This is a genomic window from Curtobacterium sp. HSID17257 (assembly GCF_003989515.1).
Classification (GTDB): Bacteria; Actinomycetota; Actinomycetes; order Actinomycetales; family Microbacteriaceae; genus Curtobacterium.
Genome location: NZ_RBLU01000126.1, coordinates 1 through 8,183, shown reverse-complemented (window position 1 = coordinate 8,183; position 8,183 = coordinate 1). Strand labels below are relative to the sequence as shown.

9 protein-coding genes are annotated in these 8,183 nt (G+C 72.2%); 2 read left to right on the top strand and 7 right to left on the bottom strand.

Features of this window, described 5'->3' with window-relative positions; translation table 11 throughout:
* On the bottom strand, positions 1–637 hold a 637-nt coding region (locus D8M35_RS14255), incomplete at its 3' end, for an alpha-E domain-containing protein (protein ID WP_161972676.1).
* A gap of 146 nt (positions 638–783) precedes the next feature.
* On the opposite strand from D8M35_RS14255, the gene D8M35_RS14250 reads away from it, so the two are divergent.
* Positions 784–1,305, top strand: coding sequence for a MarR family winged helix-turn-helix transcriptional regulator (locus tag D8M35_RS14250; protein ID WP_126892441.1), 522 nt, complete (start codon positions 784–786; stop codon positions 1,303–1,305).
* 9 nt (positions 1,306–1,314) lie between these two features.
* Positions 1,315–1,539, top strand: a complete 225-nt coding sequence (locus D8M35_RS14245) for a hypothetical protein (protein WP_126892440.1) — start codon at positions 1,315–1,317, stop codon at positions 1,537–1,539.
* A 39-nt stretch (positions 1,540–1,578) separates the two neighbouring features.
* Here the strand turns inward: D8M35_RS14245 and D8M35_RS14240 are convergent, their stop codons facing one another.
* The 6 genes from D8M35_RS14240 to D8M35_RS14215 all read right to left on the bottom strand — a co-directional run bounded on the left by D8M35_RS14240 (position 1,579) and on the right by D8M35_RS14215 (position 8,038).
* On the bottom strand, positions 1,579–2,442 hold the full coding sequence (locus D8M35_RS14240) for an NAD(P)-dependent oxidoreductase (protein WP_238638248.1): 864 nt from the start codon (positions 2,440–2,442) through the stop codon (positions 1,579–1,581).
* A 115-nt stretch (positions 2,443–2,557) separates the two neighbouring features.
* Positions 2,558–3,217: a M23 family metallopeptidase gene (locus D8M35_RS14235; RefSeq protein ID WP_202976568.1), complete on the bottom strand. Its 660-nt coding sequence runs from the start codon at positions 3,215–3,217 to the stop codon at positions 2,558–2,560.
* Between the two features lie 469 nt (positions 3,218–3,686).
* Positions 3,687–4,097 carry a hypothetical protein gene (locus D8M35_RS14230; RefSeq protein WP_126892438.1) on the bottom strand — a complete coding sequence of 137 codons (411 nt, stop codon included), beginning with the start codon at positions 4,095–4,097 and terminating at the stop codon, positions 3,687–3,689.
* 121 nt (positions 4,098–4,218) lie between these two features.
* Complete coding sequence (locus D8M35_RS14225) at positions 4,219–4,932, bottom strand: 1-acyl-sn-glycerol-3-phosphate acyltransferase (RefSeq protein ID WP_126892442.1); 714 nt, start codon at positions 4,930–4,932, stop codon at positions 4,219–4,221.
* 127 nt (positions 4,933–5,059) lie between these two features.
* Positions 5,060–6,898, bottom strand: a complete 1,839-nt coding sequence (recQ, locus tag D8M35_RS14220) for a DNA helicase RecQ (protein ID WP_126892437.1) — start codon at positions 6,896–6,898, stop codon at positions 5,060–5,062.
* 9 nt (positions 6,899–6,907) lie between these two features.
* Positions 6,908–8,038 carry a CPBP family intramembrane glutamic endopeptidase gene (locus D8M35_RS14215; RefSeq protein ID WP_126892436.1) on the bottom strand — a complete coding sequence of 377 codons (1,131 nt, stop codon included), beginning with the start codon at positions 8,036–8,038 and terminating at the stop codon, positions 6,908–6,910.
* Between the last annotated feature and the right edge of the window lie 145 nt (positions 8,039–8,183).

Genomic DNA, 8,183 nt, shown 5'->3' with positions numbered 1-8,183 from the left:
GGAACCCGGCGGCGTCCCGCGGAGCGACGCCGTGGTGGTCACGCCCGCGCCGGAAGGCCTCGCCGGCTCCGCAGGCCCGCAGGGCGGTGGTCCACGACGCCGCCGACCCGGTGTCCACGAGCGGGGAGGCGAGGAGCCGGGCGGTCAGACCGCACCGCAGCAGGGACCGGCCGAGGGTGAAGAACTCCCACACCTCGTCACGACTGACGTCACCCTCGACGACGCCGACCGCCAGCGCACTGCGTTCCCGCACCCAGGCGAGGAACTCGTGCGCCCGGTCGACGGCGACCTTGCGGGGCATGCGTGACCGGGTGACGTCGAGGCAGTCCCAGAGTTCGGTGGACACGACCTCGCGCGCTCGGCGGGCGTGGTCGCGGGCGACGCCGACCGCGTGGGCGACGGATGCGGGTTCGTGCCGGTCGAGCGCGAGCGACTCGACGACGGCCGCCCGAAGGCGACGACGCCCGGGCGAGCGCGCGCCAACGACGCGGTGCAGCGTGGGGCCGACCACGTCCTCGTCGTCGACCACGCCCGCATCGGGCCGGACGACGTAGACGTCGAGCATCCTCGCGACGACGTCGGCCCGTTCGACCGCGCTCCCGACGTGGAACACGCTCCCCGCGAGTCGGCTCAGCACGTCGGCTCCTGCATGCGGCGAAGCTACCGAGCGGGCGTTGCGACAGTGTTTCGGAGCCGCGTCACCGGTGTTGCGAGCCATCCACCGCGCGCGCTCTCGGACAACACTCGCTAGACAACCTAACTAGAGCGTCTAGCATTGTCCGTATGACGACCGAGGTGACGAACACCACCACGGGCTTCTGGTACGGGACCGGTTCCAGGGTCGACGCGGTGGACGTGCTGAACGCGCTCCGCAAGTACCGGAGCGCAGAGAGTGCCGCGCAGCGCCGTGCGCGCGAGGCACTGGGCATCGGCGAGAACGCCCTGCTCGCGCTTCGGATCCTGCTCGACGCCGAGTCCGAAGGACGTTCCGTGAACGCGAAGGAGCTCGCCGACCGTCTCGAGATCACGCCGGCGTCGACCTCGGCGCTCGTCGACCGACTCGTCCGCAGCGGCCACGTCGAGCGTCACGCCGACCCCCACGACCGACGCGGTGTCATCCTGACCGCGTCGGGTGGGTCGATGCGCCAGGTGCTGCGGGTGATCGACCAGCTCGACACCCGCGCGATCGAGGTGGCCGAGCACCTCCCGCAGACGGACATGGCGGTCGTCGTCGCGTTCCTCGAGGAGATGGCCCGGGTCGTCGACCGCGACGAGGACGAGACCGCGACGGAGCGCTCCGCGTAGCCTCGTCGCATGCACAGCGCTCCGCAGGACCCCGCCCGGGTGCCTCCGCGTGATCCGGAGGACGACATGCCGCTCGCGGAGCTCGACGCGCGTGCTCGGGCCGACGCTGCACTGCGGCGCATCCGGAACGGGGCCGACCCCGCGCGGGAGGCCTTCGACCTGGCGAACACGATGAACGACGAAGCCGTCGGGCGTCTCCGCGACGCCGTGCTGCGGTGGTTCCGCCGCGGCTGACCCCGTGCCCGCCGGCACGGCCCCGTGTCGGTCGGTCCCCTACCGCTCGTCGGTGAAGGTCGTGCCGACGGCCGCGATGTCGTCGGCACCGTGGCCGGCTGCGCTCGCATCGGCGTAGACCCGGTCGAGTGCGTCGAGCAGGGTCGTGGACACACCCGCGGACCGCGCAGCGTCACCGATCAAGCCGATGTCCTTCCGCAGACCGTCGAGGGCGAACTGCGGTGCGAGGTCGCCACCGATCATCGCCGCGCCCTTCGTGTGCGCGTAGGGCGAGTCACTCGCGGTGCCGTCGATCGCGTCGAGGAACAGCTGCGGGTCGAGCCCGAGGGCGCGGGCGAGCGCGAGGGACTGCCCGGTGGCCGCGGTGATCGACGCGACCCAGGCGTTGGCCGCGAGCTTCAGGGCCGTGCCGTCGCCGACCCGCTCCCCCGCGCGGACGGTCTTCGCGCCGATGGCGTCGAGAACGGGATCGATGTGGTCGAGCACGTCGGACGGCCCGGCGGCGAGCATCGTGAGCTTCCCCTGCTCCGCCGGGGCCTTCGTTCCGAGCATCATCGCCTCGACGAGGGTGATGCCGTACTTCTCGGCCAACTGCACCACGGTCTCGGTGCCCGCGACCCCGATGGTCGAGGCCTGCACCCAGATCGCGTCCGTGGGAGCGTCACCGGCCGCGGCGTCGAGGACGTCGACGACCGCGTCGGTGTCGAAGAGCGTCAGCAGGACGACCTCGGCGTCACCGACCGCCGCTGCGGCGTCCGTCCCCACGGTGGCGCCCGCATCGCCGAGCGGACGGGCCTTGTCGGTGCTGCGATTCCACACGGTCACCTGGTGGCCCTCGCGCAGCAGTGACCCCGCGACCCCTGCACCCATCGTCCCCGTGCCCAGCACCGTCACATGCACCACTGTCTCCGTCCTGCGTCCGGCACCCTGCCGACGTCGTGCTCGACGCTACGCCCGAGCGATCACGACGGACCGTGTCGGCCCGGTCCGAGGACGGGCGGGGCAATCGCGCGATGGGTCAGAGCAGACCGCGCGCCGCGAGCCACGCGGCGGGGTCGACGGGGGTCCCGCCGATGAGGACCTCGAAGTGCAGGTGTGGGCCGGTGGAGATGCCGGTGCTGCCCACGGCGCCGAGCTGCTCGCCGGCCGACAGCGTCTGTCCGGGCAGGACGTCGATGCGGGACAGGTGCCCGTAGCGCGTCTGCGTCCCGTCCGGGTGCGCGAGGAGCACCTGGTTGCCGTACCCGCCGAGAGGTCCGGCGGACACGACCCGTCCGGACATCACGGCGACGACGGGCGTCCCGGCTGCCGCGGCGAAGTCGAGGCCGTGGTGGTTCGTCGAGCATGCACCGCACCCGGCGACCTGGCGCCCGCCGAAGCCTCCGGCGGTCGGGATGGTCCCCGCGACCGGACGGACGGTGCCCGAGCCGGTCGTGATCCGGACACCGTCGTGCCGAGCGCTGCCGGCGCGGGCGGCCTGCACGTCGAAGCCGTCGCGGGTCACGGTGACGGTGACACCCGACGCGACGCGGTAGTGCTGGTCCGGCGCGGGTGCTCCCTGGTGCGTGGGCGTCGGCGTGTTCGCAGCGCCGAGGCCGAGCCCCATGGGGTCGTCGAGCGCGGCGGCCGGGGTGGACACGGAGACGACCAGGCAGGCGGCGAGGGCAGACGCGGTCACGGCCACGAGTCGTGTGGACGATCCCCCTCGAGCCGCCGGGCCCGATGCGGGACGCCGACAGCGGCCGACGGCGGTGAGCCGGTGGACGGCGGGGACGCGCCGGTCGGGCGTGCGCGATCTGTCGCGGCGGGTGGTCATCCGGTGACGATCGCGGAGATCACGGCGAGTCGGCAGGGACGCTTCCGACCGAGTGCCGTCGGTGGTTGCGGCGGTGGTGGACACCGGGGCGGCGGGAGGGGGGACCGCCGCCCCGGCGGTCTGGTGGCCGACACGGACGGACCGGGCAGCAGCGTCGTTGGCCGCTCGGCGGGCCGCTCCGCGGGGACGGATCGGCGCCGTGGGCGTCGAGACGCCAGCGCTGTCGGGAGTGGTCTTCGTCATCGTGTCGGGAGGTCAGGTCGGATGTGATCGGATCGCGTGGCTTCGGGTGCTCGGACGTCGTCCGTCGTCGGAGGCAGCGACGATCGGCTCAGCCGCGGACCACGCCGTCGCGGGTGATGCGCTCGAGCTCCGCGACGACGGCATCGACGACCGCGCGGGTGATCGCATCGGTCACCGCTTCGACCAGGGCGAGCTGGTCGGGCGTCACGGCGACCTCGCCCGGGAGGGCGGTCCCGACCCGCTGGGGGATCTCGTCGATCGCGGCGACGAGCGCGGCCGGTACGAGGGCGGACCGCATCGGGGAGACCGGGGCCGTCAGCGGCGACGTGGGCGCGGCGACGACCCGGGTGCGTGCTGCGGTGACGGACACCGCTGCCGCCGGAGCAGGGGTCGGTGCCGGGGCGGGCGCAGTGGTCCGGGTCGTGGCCTGCTCCGTCGCCGTGGGGACGGCACGGGAGGCCCGACGTGCGATCGAGTCGAAGAGGGGCGTGGAGGACATGCTGCTTGCCTTCCGGTCAGTGGTGGATCGGGCCGTCCTGGTCGGTCCGAGTGGGCTCGTGCCTCGGGCACAAGGACGATTCAACCACTGATATTCCGAATGTGCAATAGTGCGTGCGAGTTCAGTCCGGTTCGACGGCGTTCGTCGGGTCGTCACGCCGGAGCACCTGCTTGACCCGCTCGACGATCGTCGACGGCGGGTTGTTGTACGCGTTCGCCGGCTCCTGACCGCTGAGCGCCTGGATGGCTTCCATCACGGCGTCCGTCGCGTGTCGCCGAGCCCTGCCCGACGAGGCCTCGCCGAAGTGGGAGAGGTCCATCGGCTCACCGAACTCGATCGTGACCCGCGCGAGCTTCGGCACACGGGAGCCGACGGGCTGGACGTCCTCGGTCCCGGTGAGGGCCACGGGGACGACGGGGGCACCGCTCGTCAGCGCCAACCACGCGACGCCGGTGCGCCCCTTGTACAGCCGTCCGTCGAGGGAACGGGTGCCTTCGGGGTAGATGGCGAACGCCTCACCGGCCTCGAGCCGCTCGAGGCCGAGGTCGAGCGCGTGCTGCGCCGCGGCGCCTGCTCCCCGCTCGACGCCGATCGCGCCGATGCCGCCGAAGAACGCCCGCGACACAGCACCGCGGAGACCGGTCCCGGTGAAGTACTCCTGCTTCGCGAGGAACGACACCTTCCGCGGGGCCATCAGCGTGATGGCCGGCGAGTCGATGAACGACCGGTGGTTGCTCGCGAGGATGACCGGTCCGTGCCTGGGCACGTTCTTCCGTCCGACGATGCGCGGGCGCCAGAGGAGACGCGCGAGCGGGGTCACCACCGCACGGCTCATCGTGGTGGCGAACTTCGTCGTACCGGGCACCGGGCCTCCTCGTCGTGGGAGGTTCCGAGTGTAGTGAGCGGCGCGAGCCCCACATTCCGTCTACGGAATGCGATTGCCGCGGCTGCTGCGGAGCTGTTCAGACGTGCGCGGCGACGACGTCGAGGACCGCGCGACCGTAGCGCTCGAGCTTTGCCCCACCGATGCCGGAGATCTCGCTCAGGGTGTCCTCGTCGGCGGGCTTCACCGCGGCGATCCCGCGCAGTGTCGCGTCGTTGAACACCACGTATGCGGGCACCCCTTGCTCGCGGGCCTGGGCCGCTCGCCACGCACGCAGCGCCTCGAACAGGCCGAGCGCCTCCTGCGGCACGTCGGTCACCGCCTGACGTCGGGCTCGCGACGTGCGCGGGGCCTTCACCGGGTCGCGGCGCATCAGCACGCGCGTGCGACCGCTCAGGACCTCGGCGCTCGTCGGACTGAGGACGACCGTGCCGAACCCGTCGCCCGACACCGCCGCGTAGCCCTGCGCCAGCAGCTGCCGAGCGACGGCACGCCACTCCCCCTCGCCCAGGTCGTTGCCGATGCCGAAGGTGGCGAGCGAGTCGTGCCGGAGCTCCTGCACGCGCGGCGACTGCTTGCCGACGAGGATGTCCACGAGGTGCGCGACGCCGTACCGCTGCCCGCGCTCGCGCTCCAACCGGACCACGGTCGACAGGAACTTCTGCGCGGGCACGGTGCCGTCCCACGGCTCCGGCGGCGCGATGCACGTGTCGCAGTTGCCGCAGGCCGTGGACTCCTGCCCGAAGTAGGCGAGCAACCGGACCCGGCGGCACTCGATCGTCTCGCAGAGCGCGAGCATGGCGTCGAGGTGCGCGCTGAGCTGCCGGCGGTGTGCCGCGTCGCCCTCGGACTGGTCGATCATCCGGCGCTGCTGCACGACGTCGTTCAGCCCGTAGGCGAGCCACGCCGTCGAGGGCAGTCCGTCGCGCCCGGCACGCCCGGTCTCCTGGTAGTAGCCCTCGACCGACTTCGGCAGGTCGAGGTGCGCCACGAACCGCACGTCGGGCTTGTCGATGCCCATGCCGAACGCGATCGTCGCGACCATGACGATGCCGTCCTCGCGCAGGAACCTCGACTGGTTGCGCTCGCGGACCTTCGCGTCGAGGCCGGCGTGGTACGGCAGCGCCGGGATCCCCTGGTCGGCGAGCGCGGCTGCGGTGCGCTCGACCGAGTTCCGGGACAGGCAGTAGACGATGCCGGCGTCGCCGCTGTGCTCGGTCTTGATGAAGGTGAGGAGCTGCTGCATCGCGCCGGTCTTCGGCTCGATGCGGTACTGGATGTTCGGGCGGTCGAAGTCGGCCACGAAGTGCGCGGCGTCGTCGAGGCCGAGCCGGCCGGAGATCTCGCGGTGGGTCTGCGGCGTCGCGGTGGCCGTGAGGGCGATGCGCGGCACGGTCGGCCAGCGCTCGTGGAGCACGCTCAGCTCGAGGTAGTCCGGCCGGAAGTCGTGCCCCCACTGGGCGACGCAGTGTGCCTCGTCGATGGCGAACAGGGCGATGCGGGCGCGGTCGAGCAGCGACCGGGTGCTCTCGAGCCGGAGCCGCTCCGGGGCGAGGTAGAGCATGTCGACCTCGCCGGACACGACCGCCCGCTCGACCCGTGCGCGCTCGTCGGGACCCTGCGTGGAGTTGAGGAACGCCGCCTTGACACCGTTCGCGGCGAGGGCGTCGACCTGGTCCTGCATGAGGGCGATCAGCGGTGAGACGACCACCCCGACGCCGTCGCGGACGAGCGCGGGTACCTGGTAGCAGAGCGACTTGCCGCCACCGGTCGGCATGAGCACGAGCGCGTCGCCGCCGGAGACGACCTGGTCGATGATCGCGGCCTGCTCGCCACGGAACGCGTCGTACCCCCACACGCGGTGCAGGACGTCGAGCGCGGCAGCCCGCGACGGTGAGGTCGTGGTCGTCGTGCTCATGCCCCCAGCCTACGAGCGCGGGGCGACACCCACCGTCTCGTCCACAGGCGCAGCGGCGGACGGATCGGCCACCGGTGCGTCCCGGTCCGTCTCGGGACCGCGGGCCGGTGCGACTGCCCAGCCCGTGCCTCCCGGCCGGGTCCACTGCCGACCGCCCGCCCAGACCGGCGCCGGACCGCGGAAGCGGGGCGCCTCGTGTCCCGGGAAGCGACGGTCGAGCCCCCGCCACCACGCGAGGAGCTCGATCATGCCCCAGAAGGCGAGCGAGGTCGCGAGCGTGACCAGGAAGCCACCGGCGGTGCCGTCCGAGGCGTCGAGGTCGATCTTCGACCAGCCCGGGGCCTGCAGCACGAAGATCATGATGTTGTTGAAGGCGTGCTGGAGGACGGTGGCCTCCATGCCCCCGGTCCGCAGCACGATGATCGCGGCGATCAGCCCGAACGAGCCGACGTCGAGGATGCCCCAGACGTTGTAGCCGTTGGGGATGTGACCGGCGGCGAACACCACGGTCGAGACCGCGACGGCGATGACGACACCGACGATCCGGACCGGGATCCACGACGCGATCGTCTGGATCAGGAAGCCGCGGAAGACGTACTCCTCCGCTGCGCCCTGGAAGGGCACGAGCACCAGGACCATCACGATCGTGAAGGTCAGCGTGGCGGGCGAGACGGTCGACTGCCCGATGGCGTCGTGGTCCCAGCCGAAGCCGCCGTCGAACGAGAACATCCCCCACGTCTGCAGCAGGAACATCGGGATCGCGATGACGATCGTCGGCAGCAGGCACCACAGCGTCCAGCGCCAGCGCACCCGGAAGCGCGTCGACGACAGGATGCCCGCCGGGCCGATCCGGGCGATCTTCACCGCGAGCAGGACACCGGGCAGCAGCACCACGAGCGACAGCAGGGTCAGCGACAGGATGAGCGGGTCCGTGGGGTCGAGGGCACCGCTCGTCAGGTCGTCCTGGAAGCTCATCAGCCCCTCGGCACCCTGCGTCGCACCGATCGGGACGAAGTAGGCCACCGCCAGGACGATCTGGGTGGCGATGTAGTACCCGACCAGGAACGCGAGCGCGACGAGCGGGCGCCACCAGCGCCAACGGGCATCGACACGGGGCAGGCGGTGGTACGGAACGCTCACCCGCGCAGGCTACCGGCACGGGCAGGATGGGAGCCGTGCTCTCCGTCCTGCTCGGCCTGACCGGCGCGGTCGTCTACGGGGCTGCCGACTTCCTCGGCGGCCTCGCCGCGCGGCGCGAGCGTGCGGTGACCGTCGCAGCCGTCGC

Coding starts and splice junctions, on each gene's coding strand:
- D8M35_RS14250 (WP_126892441.1), top strand. CDS start 784: ATGACGACCGAGGTGACGAACACCACCACGGGCTTCTGGTACGGGACC.
- D8M35_RS14245 (WP_126892440.1), top strand. CDS start 1,315: ATGCACAGCGCTCCGCAGGACCCCGCCCGGGTGCCTCCGCGTGATCCG.
- D8M35_RS14230 (WP_126892438.1), bottom strand. CDS start 4,097: ATGTCCTCCACGCCCCTCTTCGACTCGATCGCACGTCGGGCCTCCCGT.
- D8M35_RS14225 (WP_126892442.1), bottom strand. CDS start 4,932: ATGAGCCGTGCGGTGGTGACCCCGCTCGCGCGTCTCCTCTGGCGCCCG.
- recQ (WP_126892437.1), bottom strand. CDS start 6,898: ATGAGCACGACGACCACGACCTCACCGTCGCGGGCTGCCGCGCTCGAC.